This is a genomic window from Christiangramia marina (genome assembly GCF_048285865.1).
Taxonomy (GTDB): Bacteria; Bacteroidota; Bacteroidia; order Flavobacteriales; family Flavobacteriaceae; genus Christiangramia; species Christiangramia marina.
Genome location: NZ_JBLVTK010000002.1, coordinates 562,186 through 585,171 on the forward strand (window position 1 = coordinate 562,186; position 22,986 = coordinate 585,171).

General features: G+C 38.9%; 26 protein-coding genes. 9 read left to right on the forward strand and 17 right to left on the reverse strand.

All coding sequences use genetic code 11. From position 1 onward, the window contains the following. Positions 1-108: 108 nt before the first annotated feature. From hpf to rpsU, 3 genes are all read right to left on the reverse strand, one after another. The gene (hpf, locus tag ACNKXS_RS09055) at positions 109-411 is read right to left on the reverse strand and encodes a ribosome hibernation-promoting factor, HPF/YfiA family (protein ID WP_417920586.1); all 303 of its coding nucleotides are present in this window, start codon (positions 409-411) and stop codon (positions 109-111) included. Between the two features lie 37 nt (positions 412-448). Further along, complete coding sequence (locus ACNKXS_RS09060; protein ID WP_417920587.1) at positions 449-1,339, reverse strand: tyrosine-type recombinase/integrase; 891 nt, start codon at positions 1,337-1,339, stop codon at positions 449-451. 89 nt (positions 1,340-1,428) lie between these two features. Further along, a complete protein-coding gene (rpsU, locus tag ACNKXS_RS09065; RefSeq protein ID WP_026915408.1) occupies positions 1,429-1,623 on the reverse strand; it encodes a 30S ribosomal protein S21 in 195 nt (64 codons plus the stop codon). A gap of 140 nt (positions 1,624-1,763) precedes the next feature. Between rpsU and ACNKXS_RS09070 the strand changes: the two genes are divergently transcribed. Further along, positions 1,764-2,636 (forward strand): MBL fold metallo-hydrolase, encoded by an 873-nt coding sequence (locus ACNKXS_RS09070; RefSeq protein WP_417920588.1) that lies wholly within the window; start codon positions 1,764-1,766, stop codon positions 2,634-2,636. 109 nt (positions 2,637-2,745) lie between these two features. On the opposite strand, the gene ACNKXS_RS09075 is transcribed toward ACNKXS_RS09070, so the two are convergent. The 7 genes from ACNKXS_RS09075 to ACNKXS_RS09105 form a co-directional block, all read right to left on the reverse strand. Continuing rightward, positions 2,746-3,912, reverse strand: coding sequence for an acyl-CoA dehydrogenase family protein (locus ACNKXS_RS09075; protein WP_417920589.1), 1,167 nt, complete (start codon positions 3,910-3,912; stop codon positions 2,746-2,748). 80 nt (positions 3,913-3,992) lie between these two features. Further along, a complete protein-coding gene (locus ACNKXS_RS09080) occupies positions 3,993-4,856 on the reverse strand; it encodes a ComEA family DNA-binding protein (protein WP_417920590.1) in 864 nt (287 codons plus the stop codon). Positions 4,857-4,868: 12 nt separating this feature from the next. Continuing rightward, the gene (locus tag ACNKXS_RS09085) at positions 4,869-6,941 is read right to left on the reverse strand and encodes an amino acid carrier protein (RefSeq protein WP_417920591.1); all 2,073 of its coding nucleotides are present in this window, start codon (positions 6,939-6,941) and stop codon (positions 4,869-4,871) included. A gap of 144 nt (positions 6,942-7,085) precedes the next feature. Then, entirely contained in the window at positions 7,086-8,096 is a 1,011-nt protein-coding gene (locus tag ACNKXS_RS09090; RefSeq protein WP_417920592.1) for a potassium channel family protein, read from the reverse strand. Then, a complete protein-coding gene (locus tag ACNKXS_RS09095; protein WP_295180503.1) occupies positions 8,093-8,323 on the reverse strand; it encodes a PspC domain-containing protein in 231 nt (76 codons plus the stop codon). Before ACNKXS_RS09095 ends, ACNKXS_RS09090 begins: the two co-directional genes overlap by 4 nt. 9 nt (positions 8,324-8,332) lie before the next feature. Beyond that, positions 8,333-9,610, reverse strand: coding sequence for a DUF2851 family protein (locus ACNKXS_RS09100; RefSeq protein ID WP_417920593.1), 1,278 nt, complete (start codon positions 9,608-9,610; stop codon positions 8,333-8,335). 48 nt (positions 9,611-9,658) lie between these two features. Beyond that, on the reverse strand, positions 9,659-10,351 hold the full coding sequence (locus ACNKXS_RS09105; RefSeq protein ID WP_298246378.1) for an SGNH/GDSL hydrolase family protein: 693 nt from the start codon (positions 10,349-10,351) through the stop codon (positions 9,659-9,661). 210 nt (positions 10,352-10,561) lie between these two features. On the opposite strand from ACNKXS_RS09105, the gene ACNKXS_RS09110 reads away from it, so the two are divergent. Together ACNKXS_RS09110 and ACNKXS_RS09115 are read left to right on the forward strand one after the other, a co-directional pair. Then, positions 10,562-10,762, forward strand: coding sequence for a hypothetical protein (locus tag ACNKXS_RS09110; RefSeq protein ID WP_298246377.1), 201 nt, complete (start codon positions 10,562-10,564; stop codon positions 10,760-10,762). Then, positions 10,759-11,130 (forward strand): hypothetical protein, encoded by a 372-nt coding sequence (locus ACNKXS_RS09115; protein ID WP_417920594.1) that lies wholly within the window; start codon positions 10,759-10,761, stop codon positions 11,128-11,130. Before ACNKXS_RS09110 ends, ACNKXS_RS09115 begins: the two co-directional genes overlap by 4 nt. 39 nt (positions 11,131-11,169) lie before the next feature. Here ACNKXS_RS09115 and ACNKXS_RS09120 read toward each other — a convergent pair whose 3' ends face one another. The 3 genes from ACNKXS_RS09120 to ACNKXS_RS09130 form a co-directional block, all read right to left on the reverse strand. Then, complete coding sequence (locus tag ACNKXS_RS09120; protein WP_417920595.1) at positions 11,170-13,275, reverse strand: amino acid carrier protein; 2,106 nt, start codon at positions 13,273-13,275, stop codon at positions 11,170-11,172. 38 nt (positions 13,276-13,313) lie between these two features. Further along, a complete protein-coding gene (locus ACNKXS_RS09125) occupies positions 13,314-14,294 on the reverse strand; it encodes a PLP-dependent cysteine synthase family protein (RefSeq protein WP_295180514.1) in 981 nt (326 codons plus the stop codon). 89 nt (positions 14,295-14,383) lie between these two features. Further along, positions 14,384-15,616, reverse strand: coding sequence for an ABC transporter permease (locus ACNKXS_RS09130; protein ID WP_417920596.1), 1,233 nt, complete (start codon positions 15,614-15,616; stop codon positions 14,384-14,386). A gap of 6 nt (positions 15,617-15,622) precedes the next feature. Here ACNKXS_RS09130 and ACNKXS_RS09135 point away from each other — a divergent pair, with 6 nt between their 5' ends. Then, positions 15,623-16,864, forward strand: coding sequence for an exo-beta-N-acetylmuramidase NamZ family protein (locus ACNKXS_RS09135; protein ID WP_417920597.1), 1,242 nt, complete (start codon positions 15,623-15,625; stop codon positions 16,862-16,864). A gap of 4 nt (positions 16,865-16,868) precedes the next feature. Here ACNKXS_RS09135 and ACNKXS_RS09140 read toward each other — a convergent pair whose 3' ends face one another. Together ACNKXS_RS09140 and ACNKXS_RS09145 are read right to left on the reverse strand one after the other, a co-directional pair. Next, complete coding sequence (locus ACNKXS_RS09140; RefSeq protein WP_417920598.1) at positions 16,869-17,711, reverse strand: thioredoxin family protein; 843 nt, start codon at positions 17,709-17,711, stop codon at positions 16,869-16,871. A gap of 43 nt (positions 17,712-17,754) precedes the next feature. Then, positions 17,755-18,249 (reverse strand): YkgJ family cysteine cluster protein, encoded by a 495-nt coding sequence (locus ACNKXS_RS09145; RefSeq protein WP_417920599.1) that lies wholly within the window; start codon positions 18,247-18,249, stop codon positions 17,755-17,757. Here ACNKXS_RS09145 and ACNKXS_RS09150 point away from each other — a divergent pair. Next, the gene (locus ACNKXS_RS09150; RefSeq protein WP_417920600.1) at positions 18,249-18,950 is read left to right on the forward strand and encodes a class I SAM-dependent methyltransferase; all 702 of its coding nucleotides are present in this window, start codon (positions 18,249-18,251) and stop codon (positions 18,948-18,950) included. The genes ACNKXS_RS09145 and ACNKXS_RS09150 overlap by 1 nt on opposite strands. A 40-nt stretch (positions 18,951-18,990) precedes the next feature. After that, the gene (locus tag ACNKXS_RS09155) at positions 18,991-19,767 is read left to right on the forward strand and encodes a hypothetical protein (RefSeq protein WP_417920601.1); all 777 of its coding nucleotides are present in this window, start codon (positions 18,991-18,993) and stop codon (positions 19,765-19,767) included. Between the two features lie 53 nt (positions 19,768-19,820). Here the strand turns inward: ACNKXS_RS09155 and ACNKXS_RS09160 are convergent, their stop codons facing one another. After that, on the reverse strand, positions 19,821-20,768 hold the full coding sequence (locus ACNKXS_RS09160) for an FKBP-type peptidyl-prolyl cis-trans isomerase (RefSeq protein WP_417920602.1): 948 nt from the start codon (positions 20,766-20,768) through the stop codon (positions 19,821-19,823). Positions 20,769-20,848: 80 nt separating this feature from the next. Between ACNKXS_RS09160 and ACNKXS_RS09165 the strand changes: the two genes are divergently transcribed. From ACNKXS_RS09165 to ACNKXS_RS09175, 3 genes are read left to right on the forward strand one after another with little or no spacing between them, the layout of a single operon-like run. Beyond that, positions 20,849-21,271: an RNA-binding S4 domain-containing protein gene (locus ACNKXS_RS09165; protein ID WP_417920603.1), complete on the forward strand. Its 423-nt coding sequence runs from the start codon at positions 20,849-20,851 to the stop codon at positions 21,269-21,271. After that, positions 21,264-21,839, forward strand: a complete 576-nt coding sequence (locus ACNKXS_RS09170) for a methyltransferase domain-containing protein (RefSeq protein WP_417920604.1) — start codon at positions 21,264-21,266, stop codon at positions 21,837-21,839. Before ACNKXS_RS09165 ends, ACNKXS_RS09170 begins: the two co-directional genes overlap by 8 nt. A gap of 3 nt (positions 21,840-21,842) precedes the next feature. Further along, positions 21,843-22,343: a phosphoribosyltransferase family protein gene (locus tag ACNKXS_RS09175; RefSeq protein WP_417920605.1), complete on the forward strand. Its 501-nt coding sequence runs from the start codon at positions 21,843-21,845 to the stop codon at positions 22,341-22,343. Here ACNKXS_RS09175 and ACNKXS_RS09180 read toward each other — a convergent pair. After that, positions 22,335-22,856 carry a shikimate kinase gene (locus ACNKXS_RS09180; RefSeq protein ID WP_417920606.1) on the reverse strand — a complete coding sequence of 174 codons (522 nt, stop codon included), beginning with the start codon at positions 22,854-22,856 and terminating at the stop codon, positions 22,335-22,337. The genes ACNKXS_RS09175 and ACNKXS_RS09180 overlap by 9 nt on opposite strands. Between the last annotated feature and the right edge of the window lie 130 nt (positions 22,857-22,986).

The following is a 22,986-nucleotide window of genomic DNA, read 5'->3' on the forward strand; positions in this document are numbered from 1 at the left end:
TCGGCCTTTTATGCTTAAAATTCCGCATAAAAAAGTCCGCTATTTCTAACGGACTGCAAATGTATATAAATTATTTCTTTATCAAAACATTATTAGAAAAAAAATCTCCTAAACATGAGTACTCATTTTTTCTTTTTTCTTGATGAGCTGCCTTTGTAATGAACTAACACATTCATCCACACAGGCTTCGAATTTATTACAGGTCTTTTTAACCATTAGCTCGCCCCCGGGAATACTCAATAAGATCTCTGTTATTTTATTATCCTTAGCACTTGTATTTTCAACTTTAAAGAATACATCCGCATGGATAATTTTATCAAAATAATTTTCAAGCTTATCTAGTTTTTTCTGAGTGAAGTCAATTAGCTTTTGATCAGCATTAAAGTTCACAGACTGCAGATTCATTTTCATAATCAGGTTGAATTTAATTAAACAAATAAAAGAGCGGTTACTTATTATTGTTCCTGGGATGAGCACTCTTATGAATTTTACTCAATTCAGCAATACTATTATGCGTATAAACTTGCGTAGATGCCAGACTTGAATGTCCCAGCAATTCTTTTACAGCATTCATGTTTGCTCCCTGGTTCAATAAATGCGTGGCAAAAGTGTGACGCAGTATATGCGGACTCTTCTTTACCTTACCAGACACCTTACTAAAATAATTATTTATAATTCTATAAACAAGGCTTTCGTAGCTTTTGTGTCCCTTCGCCGTAACGAACAAATAAGGACAATCTCGCTGCAATGGATTAGAGCGCTTAAGCGACACATACCTTTCTGCCGTGCTAACCACCTGTTTCAATAACGGTATATAACGCTCCTTATTTCTTTTCCCCAGGACTTTTAGCATATTACTTCCTAAATCAAGATCCTGCTCTTTTATATTGATCAATTCTGCTCTTCTTATCCCTGTAGAATAAAATAGCTCTATCATCAATTTATCGCGCAACCCTTCAAAAGTATCATCACTAAAATCTTCCAGTACAGCGACAACCTCTTTCTCAGAGAACGGAACCTGAATTTTCTTTGCAGCTTTTAGGGATCGATGTTTTGCAAGTGGAGAACTTTCTATCGCTGAAGTTTTCAGAAGAAATTTATAGTAGGCTTTAAGAGAGGACATTTTTCGATTGATGCTCTGGTTAGCAATACCAGAATCTGAAAGCTCCACGATCCAGTTTCGAATCTGGTTGTATGATACTTTCTCAATCTTCTCTTCGGAAAATTCCTGGTTAATAAATTGCTGAAATTGGGTGAGATCTGCCTTATATGCCCTGATAGTAGTTTCGGCATAATTCTTTTCTAACTGAAGATACTCAAGAAAGGATTTAAAAGGCATAAAAAAAACTGTTGATAGCCAAAGTTAGTAAACTTTAAACTAGCAACAGTTCTTATAATTTTCAGCTTTACAAAAGCCTGTTGATATCTCTAGATATCTTCTGCGTCTCTCAAATGCTGGATGTACTCCGCTTTTTGAATCTGAGCTCTACGCTCTACAGATGGCTTCGTAAAATGCTGGCGGCTTCTTAGCTGGCGCATAGTTCCTGTCTTGTCGAACTTTCGCTTGAAACGCTTAAGAGCTCTATCTATATTTTCTCCGTCTTTAACTGGTATAATTAACATAGTGTCATAACCTCCTCTCTTTTGGAATCGGCTGCAAAGATAATTCAATTATTATATCTCCCAATGATTTAGCGATTTATTTCTTTATTAATATGACCTAAGCCTATTTTACCTAACTTTCCTGAATAATGTATGATCCCATGAGAAAACTTACACTATCAATAGTATTCACCTTTGCCTGCAGTTTCAGCAGTTTTGCATTCCAGAATATGGAACAGGTGGAAATTAAGACGCAGCAGATTACCAAAGAGGTATACCTCTTACAGGGTGCTGGCGGGAATATTGGAATTCTTACAGGGCCTGATGGAGTGTTCATGATAGATGATCAATTTGCGGCGCTATCAGATAAATTGATCGCGGCTATCGCAACTATTAGTGAACTGCCCGTTCGATTTCTGGTGAACACACATCATCATGGAGATCATACTGGTGGGAACGAAAACTTTGATGATCAAGGAGCACTTATTCTGGCGCATCAAAATGTGCGCGAACGCTTGAAAGAGAAAGCAACAGACAGTAGTGCTGGCATTCCGGTTATTACTTTTAATGACCAGTTAAATCTGCATATCAATTCAAATGATGTGATGGTACTACACGTTCATAACGCTCATACAGATGGTGATGCGCTTGTATATCTACCACAAAGCAATGTATTACACACTGGTGATACTTTTTTCAACGGAATGTTTCCTTATATAGATTTGAGTAGCGGCGGTAGTGTAGACGGTGATATTGAAGCTGCGGAAAAAGGCCTGTCTATCATTAATGAAAAGACAAAAATAATTCCCGGGCACGGCAATCTGGCAAACTATCAGGATTATTCAAATTATCTATCTATGCTGAAAAGTATCCGGGAAAATGTTCAGCAGAAAATTGATCAGGGTGCTACTGAAGAAGAAATCGCACGTGATGAATCGCTCACTTCTGAATTTTATACTGATCAAGAAGCCAGTGAATTTTTTATTAACGGAGAAAAGATCAGGAGAACCTTTTATAAGAGTTTAAAAAAATAGCCCCGGAAATTCCAGGGCTATTTTAGTAATTCGCTTTCTTAGCAGCTAACCTATAATTCAATCTTACCAATCACCATATTTGCGCGAAAAATGAAGTTTCGCAAAAATACTATTTAGCTGCAGGCTTGTATTCTTTCTTATCAATTACCATTTTTGCGATAATCTCCTTTAGAATTTCAGAAGTTCCACCGCCAATTGGTCCTAACCTGCTATCACGGAACATTCTTGCCAATGGGTAATCTTCCATGTATCCATATCCACCTAACATTTGCAAACATTTATACATTACCTCGTCTGAAATTTTAGTTGCAAGGAGTTTAGACATGCTAGCCTCCTTTACCACATATTCTCCATCGTTCAAACGTTGAGTTGTTGCATAGTTAAACTCTTTGATCACCTCAACTTCACTTACCATTTCAGCAACAGTATGTCTCAATGCCTGGAATTTATCCAGGGAACGTCCAAAAGCTTCACGCTCCTGCATATAACCCATCGTGTATTCCAGTGCAAACTCTGAACGTGCGTGAGCATTTACACCCATGATCAAGCGCTCCAGAGCGAAATGTTGCATGATGTAATTAAAGCCCATTCCCTCTTCACCAAGTAAATTCTCAACAGGTACTATTACGTTGTCAAATGCAAGTTCTGCAGTATCTGATGCTCTCCAGCCCAGTTTATTTAGTTTATTTGCTGAAATTCCTGCAAACTCTTTATCCAACAGGAACATGCTCATTCCTTTATTTCCTTTGTCAGGATCTGTTTTCGCAGCTACCACATAAAAATCTGCATACACTCCGTTGGTGATAAAAGTTTTTGAACCATTGATCACATAATGATCACCTTTCTTAACAGCCGTAGTTTTCATACCAGCAACATCAGATCCTCCAAATGGTTCTGATATCCCAAGACAGCCAATCATTTCACCTTCAATCGCAGGTGTAAGGTATTTTTCTTTGAGCTCATGACTGGCTTCAACCTTTAAGTGCGTCATAGCAAGATAAGCATGCGCCCACATCGCTGCTGCAAAACCACCTGAGTTTACTTTCTGAAGCTCCTCAAGAAATATAATCGTATAAAACAGATCTAGGGCCATTCCTCCATACTCTTCCGGTTGATTAAGACCGAAATAACCCATTTCTCCAAACTTCTTCCAGATAAACCTTTCAATGGTTCCGGTTTCTTCCCATTTATCTACGTGAGGCACTACTTCCTTCTGAAGAAATTCCTGGAAACTCTTCCTGAAAAGTTCATGTTCCTCTGTAAAATATCTACTCATTTCTATATATTTTTTCCCGGCAAAAAGGCCGTATTAGCAATTATTATATTTACAATTTCAGATCGATTTTCTAACAAAAATCACTGTACTGACAAATATAATTTAATTCTATCGATTTTATCGGAAGGAAACCCACTGATTTTTGTCAATTCTTCAAAAGACCGAATCCCTTCATTCATGATTCTGTAATTAATAATTTTCCTGGCCAGAGCAGGATTAAAATAAGGCAATTCTGCCAGTTCGGCTTCTGTGATAGAATTAATATTCTGGAGGATTACCTTTGGTTTATTGACAACCTGGAACTTTTCATGGATCCTGGCGATAACCTCAGGACTTAATCCATACACATCCTTCAATTGTTCTTCGGAAAGAAAACCTCCAATACTATTTCTATATTTCACGATCCTTTCTGAAAGTTTTTCACCAATGCCATTTACAACCTGAAGGTCTTCAGCTGAAACAGTATTAAGGTCGGCAATCGAAATAACAACAGCTTTTTCAGTTATAGGTTTCTGAAGCTTTCCAGAGTTCTTAACCCACTCAGGAAATCGGAAAGAAGGTTCTATGATCATCATCAAACTGTCACTTACTCCGGTCACTGTCTGGAATTCTTCAGCAGAATTAATCCATTTATTGGTAGCACGGTAATTCAATAATTTATCGATCTCTTCTACGCTCATTCCTATTTGATATCCTTTGAAATCTGATAAATAATTTGGATTGAAAGGATATATCGTATCCTTCACTATAGGTTTCAGCTTGCGGATAGAATCTAACTGATTCTGGAATTTTATAATTTTCTCATCATTTACAGGCTCGCTATCTTTAGATATATAATCACTTCCGAAGAGAATCAACTGCAAGATGATAATGACCAGCACCAAAATAAAAATCCCATTCTGCTGACTTCTTGAAAGCGCAAAATGGGATTTTAAAAATTTCATATTAGAGAGAGCCTATGCGGCTGGCTCTTCAGTTTTATGGAACAACTCTCCAGCCTTAAGCTTCCTTGAGTAATCCTTGAGATCTTTACTAACTTCTCCAATCATAATATAGAGACCTATAATGTTAGGGAAGGACATCGCCAGGATCATCATATCTGAGAAATCCAGCACTGCTCCTAAACTAACAGAGGCTCCAACTACCACGAAGATTAGAAATAAAACCTTGTAAATGATTTCGTTTGTTTTACTTTTTCCGAATAAATAAGTCCAGGCTCTCATTCCGTAATAAGACCAGGAGATCATCGTTGAAAAGGCGAATAAGAATACTGCTGTTGCCAGAACATATGGGAACCATGAGATCACACTTCCAAAAGCACTTGAAGTTAATTCTACCCCTCCAACACCTTCTACTTCGTGCATTCCTGTAAAGATCAATACTAAGGCAGTTAGTGTACAAACCACTACGGTATCGATAAATGGTTCTAAAAGAGCCACAAAACCTTCAGAAGGCGGATGATTCGTTTTAGCTGCACTATGCGCAATCGCTGCGGAACCTACACCAGCCTCATTCGAGAAAGCTGCACGCTGGAATCCTACGATGAGAACACCAATAACTCCACCTTTAAGAGCACTTGGATTAAAAGCTCCATCCCAGATCGCCGTGAATGCAGGACCTATATTTTCGATATTTACACCTATTACGACTAGAGCACCCAATACATATACTCCTGCCATGATTGGTACGATCTTACCAGTTACCTTAGCAATACTGCTAATACCTCCAATAATTACAATACCTACCAATACTGCTACTACGATCCCAAAGATAAATCCATTTCCTTCCAGCATTGGAAATTCTCCAGCAAGAATAGAGAATGACTGGTTGGCCTGGAACATGTTTCCACCACCAAAAGAGGCACCGATCGCAAGTATCGCGAAAAATGCGGCAAGAAATTTACCAAGACCTCTTTTGTTCCTTTTTTCAAGACCATATCTCAGGTAATTCATTGGACCACCAAATACACGACCATCAGCATTAATGAATCTATATTTTACACCCAAAGTACATTCCACAAATTTAGAAGACATTCCAAGAAGTCCCGCAAGGATCATCCACATCGTTGCACCGGCACCTCCTAATGAGATCGCCACTGCCACACCAGCAATATTACCTAGACCTACTGTACCAGAAACGGCAGTAGCCAAAGCCTGGAAGTGAGTTACCTGTCCGGGAGCGTTTGGATCATCATATTTACCCTTAGCCAGTTGCAAGGAGTGTTTGAATCCTCTAATATTAATAAAACCTAACCTGATCGTGAAGAACAATGCTCCAAGAACAAGCCAGACCACGATAAATGGAATATTCTTAGTTTGAGGATCTCCATTAGGATGAAGAAGCGCTACCGGCTCGTCATATACTATGCTACCAAAGTACTGAGCTCCCTGCTCAATAACATGTTGCTTATTTTCAGAGTTATAAATAACTTCACCTTCCGCTTGAAATTGATCCAGTGTACCATCAGCGTTCGCAAGCACTTCTATGCTTTCACCATTCTTAGTAACAATCGCGATAGGATCTCCATCGTTCACATGCTCGCCATCTTCCACCAGCCATTGTTCTAAAACAAACTTAGCGTCCTCAGAAGCACTCCAGGTTGGAGCTTCAATTCTTTTAATATCAGCATAAATAACAGGATCGTAAACTCCCATAGCCGTAAATGGATCCCAGAAAAGGACACTTCCCATACTTGCTACGATAGGAGAAAAAGTTCCATTGAAGTGTTCGGTAATAGCTTCTGCCTCTACCTGGTACTCGCCTTCAAATTTGTTTCCTGCAGCATCAGTTACTACTACCGTGTAAGGAACACCTTCTGTAAGACCTGCGGTTTTATTAGATTCCAGGCTGGTTCCCTGGTTGGACCATTTATACTGGTAAGGAGGAGTTCCTCCTTTTACATCCAGTTCAATGAATCCATTATTTATTACTTTGGAGGGGTTTCCTACCTGGGCTTTTACGTCTAGTTCCTGTGCAGATAGTCCTACAATCGAAAACAAAAAGAACATTGAAAGCAAATACTTTCTCATATGGAAATTTGGTTATTTATATTGAAGTTAAATTTTCAGCGCGTGAATATGCTAAAAAATTGAGCTAAAACAAACTTTTGGGAGTTAAATTGTGAATGTCATGTTAAAGAAAACGAGGCTTTTATTAAAATTTGAATCCAATTTCTAAACCGAATAATACTTTTTTAAATGCTCAATTTGATCAGGTCTGCCAATCATAATCAACTTAGAATCACGCTCGATACGTTGAGATGGCTCCGGGTTCACCACATAGGTTCCAGACGGTGATTTATAGCCAATAACGGAGCAACCGGTTTTTTTCCGAATATCGGTTTCAGAAATTGACCTTTCCACTCCATCTGTGCAAATCTTGGAAAATGAGACCTGTTCTACATTGATACTGTCCTGCTCACCAGAGACGGAAAGATTATCCAGAAATTCGACCAGATCCGGAACCACTACGAGCGAAGCCATGTGACTTCCCCCTATTCTATCGGGCATGATCACATTATCTGCACCGGCAAGTTTCAACTTTTTATAACTGTTTTCTTCCGTAGCCCTGCTAATGATCTTAAGATCCTTTTTTAACTGTCTTGCAGAAAGTACGATGAACAGATTGTCTGCATCCCTGGGAAGTGCACAGATCAAAGTCGATGCTCTTTCCACACCGGCAAGGGTAAGCACTTCATCTTCAGTAGCATTCCCTACAATATAATTGAGCCTGTCATTTTCCAGATTCTGAAAAACCTCCTCATGATCATCTATGATAACAAAATCTTTCCGGTAGTCCAGCAATTTCTGAACTGCCTGTTTTCCGTTTTGACCGTAACCGCAAACAATGATATGATCATTCAGGGAGTCTATCCTCTTCTTCATTTTATTACGTTTAAGATTACCAATGTTATTTTTATTGAGAATATGTTCTGTGATCGTGGAGAGACCGAAACCAAAGATGAATAGTCCGGAAATAATAAAAAAAGAAGTAAATAATTTTCCGTAGGCTCCCATAGGCTGGACTTCCCCATATCCTACTGTACTTACGGTAATAATGGTCATATACAGTGCATCGACCCAAGTGTAATCATATAAGAATCTGAACCCAACAATTCCGGTAACAAATACCATAATAATTAGTACTACAGCCAGCCTGATCCTGGAATCTATTATTTGTCTCATAGATCGAATACAGAGGTTCTTTTTGTGTAGACCAGGTCCTTAAGCTTTAGCCAGAATGCTAGGATCAGATATACGATAAAGCCTGCACCCATGGTAAAAAAGCTGGCATATATAAAGAATAACCGAACATTCTTAGCGCGAATTCCCATCTTATCTGCCATCCTTGTAGATACGTAGAATCCGTGCTTTTCGAGATAATGTCTCATGTTCGATACCATGCCTGCCATATTACAAATTTAAGCGTATTTAACAGATTTTCTCAGTATTGTCGCGCCTAATTCACAGTGCAAACATCTATCTTTACTACAATAATTGTTCTTGAGCTCAAGCGCCGCCTGCGATTCCAGTGCATTCCTGACTGTACCCGATCTTAAATTATTAAACATATTTACTATAGAGTTCTTTTCGGGTCTTAGGCTTGTTACTATTTCATGGAGACTGGACGCTGGTTCTCCGGTACTTTTTGAGAATGCGAATTTCAATGGGATTACAAAATTGATCACCAAAAGTTCGAAAAAAGAGTTGCTTAATTTTTTTGCCTTGGAATTATGTGGTTTGTCAAAGTTATAGTGAGTCTTCCAGTAGTCTGAAATCTCAATAGAAAAAAGAGATCTTATTTCATTTAAATTTTTCGCAGCGATAACGTCTGAAAAGAATGAGGCTCGCTGAGCATACAAACCTGCGAGCTGGGCCAGCCTAATCGTAGGAAAGTTATCTGGTCTTAATCTGAAAAATTCTGGTTTAGTATCAATTAAAGGTATACGGAATTTATGTTTTAGAAACTCGAATTCTGTACGTAGTTCATCTGAATACTGATCTGCCCCATGGATCAAATTAGAATAACCCATAAACAGTGCTTCTAAAGAAAACTGATTCCCGCCTAATTTTGCAACCAAAGAATAGCCCAGATTTTCCGCTATATTTGAAAAGTAATCGCCGTTGATGTTTAAACCAAACGCTCTAAAAAGCAGGATCATGCATTCCGTGTTCCAATCATTATTGGAACGTTGCAGTACTTCGAATATCAATGCTGACTTTCTTTCGAGTCTTTCAAAATATAGTCTTTCGAACCAGTGGTCAATCTCAAAACTGGAAAATTCAGAAAAACTGTCTTCACAATTGATACTATGATGACGACTTTCCAGCAGGTGACGGTATTTTGCGATCATAGAAAAATCGACAATATTTTTCAGTTCAAATACTGGTATAAGGCTTCCATCTCTTCGGAAGATATTCTCATCGTGTTCCCATACTACATGCAGGATAACATTGTCATAGGCAGGATCTGTTTCATGATGATGCAGGTACCAGTCTGATGATTTTAAATGCATTTCAACATTCCCAGCCCATTTGATTCCAGTGATTATTAAATGAGCATTAAAGAAATCGGGACCAGATAAGTCGTTTTGAGAACCGGTCGAAATGATCTGTAAAGGCTCACCTTCCGAAGTTCTAAGACATTCGGAATCAAACTTCTGAAACTTCCAGAGATAATAAAGAAAGTCTTCCTTCACTCTCCGAATGTATCAAATTATTCATTTGAAAATGAAGTGCTAAGAAAATTAATTAGGTAATTTTTCTGCTACCTGAGATATGTATTGCTCTACCCAAAGTTGATACTGTAATGCGCTTGGATGCAAACCATCACTTGCTACCAGTTCAGGGTTGCTGCTATTTCTTGAAATTGGGGTAATGTTATAGAACACTACTCCAAATTCATCTGCAACTCTTTTGAAAACCTGGTTGAACCTGTCAATTTCAGCACTAATTTTCTCCTGGTTTGACGATCCAAAAGGTGTATAACCATAATCCGGAATACTTACAGCGAAAACACCTTTTTCCAGGGTTTTAGAATGATTGATTGCACGCCTGAAGATCTGGCGTAATTCTTCTTCGTATTCTGTAATAAGTTTTCCCTGATACTGGTTGTTAACCCCGATCAAAATAGAAACCAGGTCAAAATCGCGTTGCACTTCCAGGTTCTGGTCCATTCCCCGCAAAAGATCTGAAGTTGTCCATCCCGTTTTTGCAATGATCATTGGCGCCGCCATTTCATAATTTCTATTTCGAAGTTGCTCCGTTAATTGTACCGGCCATCTTTCAGTTTCCCGAACGCTCTCCCCTATCGTATAAGAATCACCGAGTGCCAGGTAGGTATATTTCGGAGTTTCTGGAGTTTCGTTGCTCGTAGTATCCATGGTTGCATTACAGGATACCATTAGTATTGCCAAGAGTAAAAAGTATAGTTTTTTCATAAGTTCAATTTCAGCAATGAAAATACTTTATATAAATTTATTCTGAAATAGAATTTAGAATAATTCTGAAGACTCAGGGTTTTCATAAAGCTTCATTAATTGGAGTTGATGGATGACCAGTTTTTTTATCTTAGAAATTAATTTGAAGATCAATAGAATTTCAGCAGTCGAGTTCATTCAACTGAACTAATCGAGAAAGCCCAGTACAACATGGAGAAGAATCCGAAGAAAACTAAATTAAAATCCAGTCGAAGACCCGGAGAATATAAACGAAAGTCAGCACCAGAACCTGCAGAAGAACATAAAAATCCTATTGTACGTTTCCTTGCCAGAACCGGGTACACAGTCTGGCTCATTGTACTTGGAATAGGCATTGTAATTGCCTTTGTAGTATCTGTTGCGCTCTTATGAGATTACTGAATGCCACCTTTATTCTATACGTACTGATCTTTTTACTTTTCGAAGCTCTAAAGTTTACTGGAGTGCACTTTCCAGAATGGACCACATCATACCTCAACGATTTTTTATGCATGCCTATCATTTTGACCATATGTCTCAAAATGGCGCATTACCTCACAAAGGATAGATCGATCAAAATAAGTATTGCCCAGGCGCTAGTGCTTACGTGTTTTTATGCTATATATTTTGAATTGATACTTCCGCAGTTTGTAGATAGATATACTGCAGATCTCGTTGATGTTCTGCTCTATTTTATAGGTGCCACTCTATTTCTCTTGTTACAAGCATCTGCTAATATGAAACAAAAAACTCTTCCGTAGATGGAAGAGTTTTTATAGATCTTTCAGTAAAAAACCTCATCAGGCATCTCTGAATTTAGGATTGATAAACAATTCTCCGTTTTTGAGTCGCTCCCAATAGTTTTCCATATCGGCTCTAACTTCCCCAGACATAATATATAATCCAATGATATTGGGAAATGACATCGCGAGAATCATCATATCTGAGAAGCTTAAAACTGCCCCAAGACTAACTGATGCTCCTACTACTACAAATATCAGGAATAAGACTTTGTAAATAATTTCAGATTTCTTGCTTTGCCCGAATAGATAGGTCCAGGAACGCATCCCGTAATATGACCAGGAAACCATCGTGGAAAAAGCAAATAAGAAAACCGCAAGTGCCAGTACTGCCGGGAACCAGGAAATAACGCTTCCAAAAGCATCTGAAGTCAGTTCAACCCCTTTCATTCCACCGCCTACTTCATGCATTCCGGTAAAAATAAGCACCAATGCCGTCATAGTACACACGACCATAGTATCGATAAAAGGCTCTACTAAAGATGTAAATCCATCTGCAATAGGATTATTGGTTTTGGTAGCACTATGCGCGATAGCTGCTGAACCAACCCCGGCCTCACTGGAAAATGCTGCTCTTTGCAGACCAACAATTAGTACTCCGATAAAACCACCCTTTAAAGCATCTGCGGAAAAAGCTCCGTTATAAATCGCTGAAAATGCAGCACCAATATTTTCAATATTCACCCCAATCACAACTGCGCAACCTAGGATATAGATAATCGCCATTACAGGTACAACTTTACCAGTGACCCGTGCGATACTGTTAATTCCTCCAAGGATCACCGCTCCAACAAGGATGGCGAATCCAACTCCAAACAAGAATCCCTGCCCTTCCAGAAAAGGTAATTGTTCAGAAACTATTTTAAATGCCTGGTTGGACTGTATCATATTACCACCTCCAAAAGACGCTCCAACTCCCAATATTGCAAAAAGGCTGGCAAGGAATTTCCCAAGACCTTTCATATTTCTTTTCTCCAGGCCGTAACGCAAATAATTCATAGGCCCACCAAAGATTCTACCATCTTCGTTGATCTCTCTATATTTTACCCCTAATGTACACTCAGTAAACTTTAGTGACATCGCGAAGAATCCGGCACAGAACATCCAGAAAGTTGCTCCGGCCCCACCAAGTGAAATTGCAACCGCAACACCGGCTATATTCCCAAGACCAACGGTTGCTGAAACTGCCGTAGCCATTGCCTGAAAATGTGTAATTCTACCCGGTGCATCCGGATCGTCGTATTTCCCTTTGGCTAACTGAATAGAATGAGAGAAACCACGAATATTTACGAAACCAAGTCTTATAGTAAAGAAGATACTTCCCAGAATAAGCCAGATCACGATAAAAGGAATGGAGTTCGTGATCACATCACCATTGGGATGATGCAGAGGCTGAGGCTCGTCGAACTCAATTTTGGCGATCATATGAGCATTCTGCTCAATCACATCATCCTGGTCATTTGGGTCAAAAATCTCGTTGCCTTCCAGAACCAGGTAGTTTATGGTACCATCAACTTCTGAAAAGATCTCTTTCTCCTCTCCAGATTCGCTTTCTATAATAGCAATTTTATCACCTGCAGCTACCTGACTACCATCCTCAACCAGCCATCGCTTCAAACTGAAGGTTTTACTTGTAGTTGCATCCCAGTTCGGGATTGGTATTTCTCTGTCATTGGTATAAACAACCGGGTCGTAGATCCCAACTGCTGCAAAAGGATCCCAGAATAATATGCCGCCTAGAAAATCTACTGCCGGCTGCACTTTACTGTTTACGACTTCAGTGATCGCTTCAGCAGGTATTTCAAACTTTTTGGTAACACTTACTCCGTTGGCATCGGTCACAGTTACCGATTCTTCCTGACCTTCAGTTATACCTGTGGATTTATTAGATTGAAGGGAAGTGCTTTGCTTGGTCCATTTGTAAGTATAAGGAGCTTTTCCTCCCTGAACATTAACCATGGTGACCCCATCATTGATCTCCCTGGTAGGATTTTTTAGATCTAAAGTTACTTTAAGATCTGATTCTTTCCTTTCATCATCCTGCGCATGTATCGAGAGCGACAGCATAAAGAATAAACTGGTTAAAAACCACGCATTCTTAGTCATATAAAAAATCAATTAGTTCCTACATTCTATAACCGGTGTTAGTCAATGTAACCCATTTTTCTCATCCAGTCATCATTATACATTTTACCTACATATCGGCTTCCGTGGTCATGGAAAAGCACTACCACGACATCATCCTTAGTAAAATGTTCTTTTAGTTGCAAAAGCCCTTTTACCGCTGCACCTGCACTATTGCCCAGGAAAAATCCTTCTTCCTTGGATAATTTCTGCGTATAAACTGCTGCATCTTTATCTGTTACCTTCGTAAAACCGTCGATCACATCAAAGTCAACGTTTTTAGGTAAAATATCCTCTCCAATTCCTTCGGTTACGTATGGATAGATCTCCTTTTCATCGAATTCACCCGTTTCGTGATATTTCTTGAATACTGAACCGTAAGTATCTATTCCCCAAACCTTAATATCGGGATTTTTTTCTTTCAAATACTTTCCAACACCAGAAATAGTTCCACCAGTCCCTACTCCAACAACAAAATGGGTTACTTTTCCATCTGTTTGTTTCCAGATCTCAGGGCCTGTAGATTCGTAATGAGCTTCACGATTTGCGAGATTATCATATTGATTTACGTACCAGCTGTTCGGAGTTTCTTCAGCAAGTCTTCGGGAGGTAGAATAATAAGATTGGGGATCATCTGGTTCCACATCTGTAGGACAAACCACCACTTCACTTCCCACTGCGCGAAGAATATCCATCTTTTCCTTGCTCTGCTTGTCACTCATCACGCAGATCATTTTATAACCTTTAACGATCGCTGCAAGTGCCAGCCCCATTCCGGTATTCCCTGAAGTTCCTTCAATGATGGTTCCTCCTGGTTTTAATAAACCTTTGGCTTCGGCATCCTCTACCATTTTCACAGCCATTCTATCTTTTACCGAATTCCCGGGATTGAAGGTTTCATACTTTGCCAGTACAAGCGCATCGATATCCTCAACGATCTTGTTCATCTTAACCATAGGAGTATTCCCAATGGTCCCTAATATATTCTCAGCGTAATCCATGCTTACATTTTTCTTTAACGTCTGCAAATGTAAAAAAACCTTTGGCCTTAAACCAAGCTTTACCACGTCAACTATGAGAGCTCCAATTATTAATCGAATTTGATCGCCTTAACCGGAGAGATTTTGGAGATGATCACTGATGGAATTAACAGCATAAGCATGCAGAGAATCAAAGTGCCGGTATTCACGAGTAGAATATAATCCCAACTCAAATAGATTGGAACTTCGGTGACATAATAAGTTCTGGGATCAAGCGGAATCAGTTTAAAATATTTCTGAAGCGCCAGCAGACCAATTCCAATTAAATTTCCCCAGAAGAGTCCCAACACTATTAGATAAGCGGCATTATACAGAAAGATCTTCCGAATACTCCAATCTGCCGCTCCAAGTCCTTTCAGCATTCCGATCATTTGGGTTCTCTCCAGGATCAAAACCAATAATGCGGTGATCATATTGATTCCTGAAACAAGGATCATTATACCAAGAATAAGCGCCATATTAAAATCAAAAAGGGACAACCATTCGAAAATCGAGTAGTATTTCTGACTTATCGTTTGAGTATCCAGAAAAGATCCTGTATTCTCATAAACCTCATTGCCTTTAGAATCAAGTTCATCAAAATCTTCTACGAAAACTTCAAAATTACCAATCTCATCCTCTTCCCACCGGTTTATTCTCTGGATATGCCTGATATCTGTAAGCATATACAACTCATCAAATTCCTGAAAACCGGATTCGTAAATACCCACAATTTCAAAACTACGCTGTAAAGGCAGATCACTATCATCACGCATAAAATAGGTAGCCACACGGTCATCATTCTTCAGCTTAAGCCTGTTGGCGAGATATTCAGAGATTAGAATTTCATCATTAAGGTTTTCAGAATAGTTAGGCAATCTACCCTGCGTAAGGAATTCCTCGAAATAATCCCATTTGTAATCGGCTCCTACACCTTTGGCCACGATGCCTTCAAAATCTTCCTCTGTTCGAATAACGCCAAAAGTACTTGCAACGGCCTGGACATGATCGATACCTTCCACGCTGGTGAATTCGGGATAAAAATCCTGATCTGTTGAAACTGGAGTTAATGAAACTTTGGAGCTATTGTTATCGTAACTGGAGATACTAATATGACCATTGAAAGCAGCGATCTTATCCCGTATTTTCTCCTGCAAACCAAGGCCGGTCGCAAAAGATACAAGCATCATCACAACCCCTATAGCAATTGCGGTGATCGCTATTTTTATTATAGGAGCAGATATGCTACTTTTATATCCTTTCGCGCTAATAAGGCGCTTTACTATAAAGTACTCGAAATTCAAATTGCTATGATTAAGAGGTTGGTCAAAAGTACATTATTATTCTTTGTTTTTGGAATTCTTTCCTGCGGAAACGCTCATAGTGAAAGCTCTTGGGAAAATTCTGAAGTAGTTAAACAGGAAACACTTTCAGATTCGGTTCCTTCTGAAATTTTACCAGCCGCAAACAGGATGGATCTTATACTTCCGAAGATAGCAAACAGAACTATAGGGATTGTGGGAAATCAAACTAGCGTAGTAAAAAGAAAGAATGGAGAATATACTCATCTTGTGGATACTTTATTAAGCCAGAATGTCCAAATAAAAAAGGTTTTCGCACCCGAACATGGTTTTCGCGGAGCTGCAGATGCTGGCGAGACCGTTAAAAGCGGTAAGGACCCAATTAGTGGCCTTCCGGTTATTTCTCTCTACGGAAGCCATAAAAAACCAACTGCTGAAGACCTGAAAGGCATAGATTTACTAATCTTCGATATTCAGGATGTTGGAGCCAGGTTCTATACGTACATCTCAACCATGCATTATGTCATGGAAGCCTGTGCAGAACAAGGAATTCCGGTTCTAATTCTGGACAGACCAAATCCTAATGGACATTATATCGACGGTCCAATTCTCGAAAAACAACATCAGAGCTTTGTGGGAATGCATTCCATACCGGTAGTGCACGGAATGACCATTGCTGAATATGCAAAAATGATCAACGGAGAAAAATGGCTCGAGAACGGAATTCAGTGTGATCTGGAAACAATTGCTATGCAGAATTACCAGCATTCGATGAAGTATAAACTACCTGTAAAACCATCCCCAAACCTCCCCAACGCTAAATCGATCAATCTCTACCCAAGTCTTTGCTTTTTTGAAGGAACGAATGTGAATGCCGGCCGCGGTACGAATCTTCAATTCCAGGTTTTTGGCTCCCCTTTTCTGGATGAGGAGCATTTCAATTATGCTTATACTCCAAAGTCCATGGAGGGTGCTAAATATCCAAAGCATGAGAATAAGGAATGTTTCGGGCGCAATTTAAGCACTGCGGAAACATTGTATTTCATCAACCTGGAATGGTTAATTGAAGCATATCGCAATACAGAGAGTAAAGAGCAATTTTATAACGATTTCTTCCTGAAACTGGCTGGAACTTCTTTACTGAAAGATCAAATTATAAAAGGTCTCTCTGCTGAAGAAATCCGGGAATCCTGGAAGCCAGGTCTCAAAGCTTTTCAAAAGACTCGTAATAAATATTTGATGTACCCTTAGATGATCAGCTAGTTTCCTGCAGATTTTTTGCCCTGGTTTTATAAAGATCTGAATTGTTTAGTTTTTCCAATTCTTCGGTCCACTTACTAATTTGTGTCTCTTCACCATTTTCTATGGCCATGCAGTAATTTAGAAAAGTATATAAGCCCCAGTTGTATTTACGCAATTCTTCTTTGTCAATTTTCTTCTTTAGAAACCTTTCAACCTTTCTATAATTACCCTGATAGAGATCAACGTTTGTCACAAGCAGATCCAGTTTCTGACTAATCATCTTATAATTAGACTGTTTTTCGTCCAGCAGATCCTGAGCTTCATTAAGATATTCTTCGGTTATATTTAGAATCGGTCGTCGAAGATCCTTGTCCAGGTATAAACTATAATCCAGGTATTTCTGTGCAAGTCTGAGAGCAGTGGAGTAACTTGGTTTTCTTTTGTAATAAGCCGACTCTACCTGCAGAAACGAAGTATTTAATTTGAACTTCTCCAGAACTCTCATGGTCTCCAGTTTATTGGTATAGCCAAGGTTATTATGGATCACCTTGCCATTGGCATCCATGATCACCACATACGGAATTCCTTTTACCCCATACTCCATGTTCAATTGTCGCTGAGTGTCAAAATCAACTCTTAAAGGGATATAGTTTTGCATCACTTCCTGCACCTCCTGATCACTCCAAACATCACGATCCATAGCTTTACATGGACCGCACCAGGTCGCCCAGAAGTCTACCAATATTAATTTGTTACTGGCGATAGCTGCATTTTGCGCTGCTTCGAGATCTGTATACCAGTTATTTGCAAATAGATTAGACCCACACAAAAGCAGGAGAAGAATAAGACTTTTCATCGTTAAGGTTTTCCCAAAAATATAAATTTTTTAGACCTAAGTGTTACGATTTTAATCTTTTTTTCATTTCCTCGACGATATTGTATGCCGCCGGACAAATGCTAGTATTTTTTATAGTGAGAGAGGAAATTTTATGAAAATCCTTGCGGTCTGTATGAGGATATTCCCGGCAGGCCTTTGGTCGCTGAGCATAGATACCACAGTAGTTGTCGTCGCCTAAAAAAGGACATGGCACCTGCTGTAGCACATAATCGTTCTCCTCATCCAGCCTTAGGTAAGTATCTATAAAATCTCCAGGCTTCATTCGAAAATGTTTACTAATCCTTCCAATATCTTTTTGTGTAAATAAAGGTCCCGTGGTCTTACAGCAATTAGCGCATTGCAAACAGTCGGTTCTGGAGAATTCTTCCTCGTGCAATTCCACCATGAGCTTATCCAGATCCTTTGGAGGACGCTTCTTTAGTCGCGAAAAGAATTTCCTATTTTCCTTCTTCTTATCTTTGGCGCGATTAGGTAAACTTTTAAGCTCTTCATCCATTGGACAAAAATAAGGATATATTCGGCAAAGCCATTGCAGGCTACTACAAAGAAAAAGATGAAACTAGCATCACGGTACATTCACCAGATTTTGATAATGATGAAATTCCCGTCGCTTATCTGTTCCGGGATTTTGAAGAAATGCCAAAGCTCGAACAGGAAGCACTAAAACTTTGTAAAGGCAGTATTCTTGATGTTGGTTGCGGGGCCGGCAGCCATGCCCTTTATCTTCAAAATGAGAACAAAATGGAGGTTAAGGCTATAGATACTTCTTCCGGAGCTATAGAGATCGCAAAAGAGCGCGGACTCAATAATGCGGTTGTTCAGGATTTCTATAAGATCGCTTCGGAAAGATTTGATAGCATTCTTATGTTGATGAATGGAACCGGGATCATTGGAAAACTTGATAATATCGATGATTTCCTTCAGCACTGTCATAAGCTACTAAATGATAACGGACAGCTGATTCTTGATTCTTCAGATCTTATTTATCTTTTCGATGACGAGTTTATTGATTCCGAAGAATATTACGGGGAACTCACTTATGAATTGAGTTATAAGGGAGAAACTTCAGATCCTTTTGACTGGTTATATGTCGATAAAGAAATTCTTCAGAAGGCAGCAAACAACAACAATTTTTCTTGTGAGATCGTTTTTGAAGGAGAACATTATGATTACCTGGCGATTCTGAAAAAAGTCTAACTCGTTATTTTTCATATTTTTGCGCAAGATCTAATACAGAATGAATAAAATTTACAAAACTCTTTTAATCCTGTTTTTGAGCAGCCTCGCTGTATCGTGCAGTAAGGATTCTGATAATGATTCCGAAGAAGGAAACAATAAAGCGGCTAACTTAAAGGTTACCGGTTCATCTGCTTCAGATCTATTAAGTGATACCGAATTTACTTCAATGAATATTGAAGTCGTCTATGCTGAAGGATTTAGACCAGAGACTGCAGCAATCGATGCCTTCAGAAGTTTTCTGGAAAGCAGGGTTTATAAACCCGATGGAATAACCATCAATTTACGCTCTGTAGCAAGTTCCGGACTCACTCCTTTCGATGAAGATGATTTGAGAACCGTAGAAAACAGGACACGAACGGTTTATACTGTAGGCGATGAAATTGGAGTCTGGATCTATTTTGCAGCTGGCAAGAAGATCAACGACTCTGAAACTAAGATCACTCTGGGTACTGCATTCAGAAATACTTCAATTATCCTGTATGGTGAAACCATTAAAAACTTTGCAAGCAAGTTCAATGCACCTAGCAAAGCAATTATTGAAGCCGCGACCTTAAATCATGAATTTGGTCATTTATTTGGTTTGGTCAACCTGGGCGTGGAGCCGGTAACAGATCACGAAGACCCGAATAACACTGCACACTGCATTACCGATAAATGCTTAATGAAGGCAAGTATTGAATTTGGTAGCGGGGTCATCAACACTATAGACAATAATAATCTTCCTCAGCTGGATGATGCCTGTATTCTGGACTTACAATCTGCGGGCGGAAAATAAAAAAACCCGGCGATCGCCAGGTTTTTTTATATTCATTTATAATAGCTATTCCACTATTGAAACACGTCTGGATCCAGGTAATCTGGAGTTCCATCGTTATCTGAGTCGGTTAAGATCAAAGTTCCATCCTCTGTAATTTCAATTTCATCTCTTGTAGGAGTACCATCACCATCATCATCTGGATCTGATAGGTTTGGAAGTCCATCCCCATCTGTATCATCCGAAGTCACATCGTTATCTCCATCCAGATCTTCCATAAATGAAGGAATACCATCATTATCATGATCTGCCTGGTTTACCACATAACTACTAATTTGAAAAACGAGCGGCGAGTAAACCGGTATAGTCTCAGGAGAATTAAAGTAATAGGCCAATCCGGAAGGCATGAAAATAGCACCAATCCCGTAGTCATTATTCCATTCTACAGAATTGTCTGCATTCACTTGAAAACCAGTAGCTGCACCAAACTCAGTCAATCCAGCCTGAAATCCTTTTATAACTCCGCCAAGAGGTGTTACACGGTTATCCACGATTCCAAAATATGGTGAAAGATTAAACCAAACAGGATTTCTTAAGTTAGAGTCAAAAACAGTTCCTGTTAGAAGTTCTCCTTCATAAGTAACAAAGGTAGAATCTGCAAAGGTAGGTTTCGCTCCAGCACCTTCACGTACTTTAAGGACATATAGATTCTGGTCTACACCTTCATGATTAACAATTTTCGTTATCAATTTATCTGAATTGATGATCGGCTCCTTATCTGCATTCTCACCTGCAATCGTGTCAAATACGATTTGATAGTTGAAATCTTCAGAAGGATTTTCAAAATCTTCATAGTTATAAAAATGGGTGGAGAGATAGTCTAAAAGTGCCTGATCGTCTTCAACCGCGACCTCTGTACGGTCACGAACTTCAACCTGGACCAAACCGCCATCATCATCATTATTACATGCAAATGCAAGAAAAGCCGTAAGACCAACCAGCATCAATTTGTTTATTCTCATCAGAATTTTATTTTGGAGCCGCAAGATACAATAATCTTGTATTTTTGTTCAATATTGAACGGCGATTTGAAGGTATAAGTATGAGAGTTGATAAGTTTTTATGGTGTGTACGCTATTTTAAGACCAGAAGTCTGGCAACAACTGCCTGCAAGCAGGGAAAGGTGAGAATGAACGATGAGATTCTGAAACCTAGCAAAGACGTATTCCCTGGTGATAAACTAAGAGTTCGGAAAAATCAGATCAATTATGAGCTGGAAATCCTTGATCTTCCCAAAAGTCGTGTTGGGGCGAAACTTGTAAATATCTATGTTCATGATATCACCCCGAAAGAAGCCTTTGAAAAACTGGATCTTTTAAAATACTCCAAGGACTATTACCGCAAGAAAGGTACTGGCCGCCCTACCAAGAAGGATCGTCGTGATATTGATGACTGGTTTGAAAATACAGATGCCGGCTTAGACGAAAAGAAGGATGATGGTTTAGAGAAGAAAAAAGATGACTAAAGATTACTGGAACAGTAGATATAAAAATCATCAAACTGGATGGGATCTGGGAGCTGTTTCCCCTCCAATTAATGCATTTGCAGATGGTATTGAGAACAAGGAACTAAAAGTCCTGATTCCAGGAGCAGGCAATGCTTATGAAGCAGAATATCTTTTTAAAAATGGTTTTAGAAATGTCTTTCTATGCGATATTGCTGAAATTCCTTTAAACTCATTTTCACTTCGCAATCCTGAATTTCCTGAAGACCAAATGCTGCACCAGGATTTTTTTAAAATTGAGAATTCCTTCGATCTAATCCTGGAGCAAACCTTTTTCTGCGCATTACCGGTTACTAAACGAAGTGCATATGCTCAAAAAACCAGTGAACTTCTAAGATCTGGAGGAGTACTGGCAGGTTTATTATTCAATTTTGAATTAAAGGAAGACGGCCCACCTTTTGGCGGTAGTCGTGAAGAATATTTAACTTATTTTAGTCCGTATTATCATATTGAAATTCTGGAGAAAGCATACAATTCCATAAAACCTCGTTTAGGGACTGAACTATTCTTCAAATTTCGAAAAAAGTAATTTATGAAAGCTAAGCATTCAATTCTAAACCAGGACGAGATCAAGCATAAAATCAGGAGAATAGCTTACCAGATCTATGAAAGTAATGTGGACGAGAAAGAGATTATTATCGCAGGCATCGCGAGTAATGGATATATTCTAGCTAAGAAACTTGAAAAAGAACTTCAGGAAATTTCACCTTTAAAAACTACTTTGGGTAAGGTAGTGATCAACAAAAAATCACCATTAGATCCTATAATTGTTTCCTTAAAACCTGAAGAATATCAAAACAAATCTTTGATCCTGGTGGACGATGTATTGAATTCAGGTTCCACTCTTATTTATGGAGTACGATATTTTCTGGACGTTCCAATTAAAAATTTCAAGACCGCCGTGCTTGTGGACCGGAACCACAAACGCTACCCGGTGAAAGCCGATTTTAAAGGTTTATCTCTATCAACCTCTCTAAGCGAAACGGTAAAAGTTATTTTTGAAAAGGATCATGAACGTGTAGAGTTATCTTAAAGTCCTCACTAATTCCCGTGTAATTTCTGAAAGATCTTTATCATTACAATCTAAAATTAGCTCACTTTGATTGTAATAAAAGCCTCTTTCGAATAAATGCTTTCTGATAAACTCTTCCAGTAGCTCCTCAGTGTCCAAATGACTTATCATTGGCCTGTCTGTTTTTTCACGCTGCAATCTCTCCAATAAGGTTGGAATGTTCAGCTTGAGATAAATAGATCGTACCGAATCTGCATTTTTTATAAGCTCCATATTGTCACCATAACACGGAGTTCCTCCTCCAAGTGAAACTACAGCGTCCTCATTAAGGTTGATTAATTTCTCAAGCATCTTTCGTTCAGCTTTTCTAAAGAAGATCTCTCCCTTTCTCGCAAAGATTTCAGAGATCGCCAAGTCGTATTCTTTTTCGATCTCGTTATCAAGATCATAAAATTTATGGTTTAACTCTTCAGATAGTAGTTTTCCAACGGTTGATTTACCGCTTCCCATGTATCCAATCAAAAAAAATTTCATCTGTAAATGACTCAAAATAAGCAAAAGGCAAAACTATGGTAAAATTATAGCAATTATGTCTTGAAAAATAAATTAATGCATGTATATTTGCACCCGCATTCGCAAAAAGACGGATGCTTTTTAATGATCT

Coding starts and splice junctions, on each gene's coding strand:
- hpf (WP_417920586.1), bottom strand. CDS start 411: ATGAAAATGAATCTGCAGTCTGTGAACTTTAATGCTGATCAAAAGCTA.
- ACNKXS_RS09060 (WP_417920587.1), bottom strand. CDS start 1,339: ATGCCTTTTAAATCCTTTCTTGAGTATCTTCAGTTAGAAAAGAATTAT.
- rpsU (WP_026915408.1), bottom strand. CDS start 1,623: ATGTTAATTATACCAGTTAAAGACGGAGAAAATATAGATAGAGCTCTT.
- ACNKXS_RS09070 (WP_417920588.1), top strand. CDS start 1,764: ATGAGAAAACTTACACTATCAATAGTATTCACCTTTGCCTGCAGTTTC.
- ACNKXS_RS09075 (WP_417920589.1), bottom strand. CDS start 3,912: ATGAGTAGATATTTTACAGAGGAACATGAACTTTTCAGGAAGAGTTTC.
- ACNKXS_RS09080 (WP_417920590.1), bottom strand. CDS start 4,856: ATGAAATTTTTAAAATCCCATTTTGCGCTTTCAAGAAGTCAGCAGAAT.
- ACNKXS_RS09085 (WP_417920591.1), bottom strand. CDS start 6,941: ATGAGAAAGTATTTGCTTTCAATGTTCTTTTTGTTTTCGATTGTAGGA.
- ACNKXS_RS09090 (WP_417920592.1), bottom strand. CDS start 8,096: ATGAGACAAATAATAGATTCCAGGATCAGGCTGGCTGTAGTACTAATT.
- ACNKXS_RS09095 (WP_295180503.1), bottom strand. CDS start 8,323: ATGGCAGGCATGGTATCGAACATGAGACATTATCTCGAAAAGCACGGA.
- ACNKXS_RS09105 (WP_298246378.1), bottom strand. CDS start 10,351: ATGAAAAAACTATACTTTTTACTCTTGGCAATACTAATGGTATCCTGT.
- ACNKXS_RS09110 (WP_298246377.1), top strand. CDS start 10,562: ATGGAGAAGAATCCGAAGAAAACTAAATTAAAATCCAGTCGAAGACCC.
- ACNKXS_RS09115 (WP_417920594.1), top strand. CDS start 10,759: ATGAGATTACTGAATGCCACCTTTATTCTATACGTACTGATCTTTTTA.
- ACNKXS_RS09120 (WP_417920595.1), bottom strand. CDS start 13,275: ATGACTAAGAATGCGTGGTTTTTAACCAGTTTATTCTTTATGCTGTCG.
- ACNKXS_RS09125 (WP_295180514.1), bottom strand. CDS start 14,294: ATGGATTACGCTGAGAATATATTAGGGACCATTGGGAATACTCCTATG.
- ACNKXS_RS09135 (WP_417920597.1), top strand. CDS start 15,623: ATGATTAAGAGGTTGGTCAAAAGTACATTATTATTCTTTGTTTTTGGA.
- ACNKXS_RS09140 (WP_417920598.1), bottom strand. CDS start 17,711: ATGAAAAGTCTTATTCTTCTCCTGCTTTTGTGTGGGTCTAATCTATTT.
- ACNKXS_RS09145 (WP_417920599.1), bottom strand. CDS start 18,249: ATGGATGAAGAGCTTAAAAGTTTACCTAATCGCGCCAAAGATAAGAAG.
- ACNKXS_RS09155 (WP_417920601.1), top strand. CDS start 18,991: ATGAATAAAATTTACAAAACTCTTTTAATCCTGTTTTTGAGCAGCCTC.
- ACNKXS_RS09160 (WP_417920602.1), bottom strand. CDS start 20,768: ATGAGAATAAACAAATTGATGCTGGTTGGTCTTACGGCTTTTCTTGCA.
- ACNKXS_RS09165 (WP_417920603.1), top strand. CDS start 20,849: ATGAGAGTTGATAAGTTTTTATGGTGTGTACGCTATTTTAAGACCAGA.
- ACNKXS_RS09170 (WP_417920604.1), top strand. CDS start 21,264: ATGACTAAAGATTACTGGAACAGTAGATATAAAAATCATCAAACTGGA.
- ACNKXS_RS09175 (WP_417920605.1), top strand. CDS start 21,843: ATGAAAGCTAAGCATTCAATTCTAAACCAGGACGAGATCAAGCATAAA.
- ACNKXS_RS09180 (WP_417920606.1), bottom strand. CDS start 22,856: ATGAAATTTTTTTTGATTGGATACATGGGAAGCGGTAAATCAACCGTT.